This is a genomic window from Pseudomonas sp. SIMBA_041 (assembly GCF_046535095.1).
In the GTDB taxonomy this organism is placed as follows: domain Bacteria; phylum Pseudomonadota; class Gammaproteobacteria; order Pseudomonadales; family Pseudomonadaceae; genus Aquipseudomonas; species Aquipseudomonas mucoides.
Genome location: NZ_JAWRXJ010000461.1, coordinates 1 through 263 on the forward strand (window position 1 = coordinate 1; position 263 = coordinate 263).

The following is a 263-nucleotide window of genomic DNA, read 5'->3' on the forward strand; positions in this document are numbered from 1 at the left end:
GCGCCTTGCGCGCGATCGACGTAAACGTCTCGTCAATGCCGTTGTCGATCTGTACGACGCGCCCTTCGCCAAGGTTCAGCTTCGATACAGCGAACGCGCACTCGGTGTCGTTGAGCAGCATCGCGACATCGGCCCACTGGAACGATTTCGTACATTCCCACAGCCGAAGTCCACCGTGGTAGAGACTGTACTTCCACGATTTCGCCATGTTGCCGGACCGGCAGGCTTCAAGAAACATCTCATGCACGACAGGTTCCATGCCG

General features: G+C 57.8%; 1 protein-coding gene. It reads right to left on the reverse strand.

Annotated elements, in window-relative coordinates:
* The coding region (locus tag SB725_RS31925; protein ID WP_410923465.1) for a hypothetical protein at positions 1-247 on the reverse strand (247 nt) is incomplete at its 3' end.
* Between the last annotated feature and the right edge of the window lie 16 nt (positions 248-263).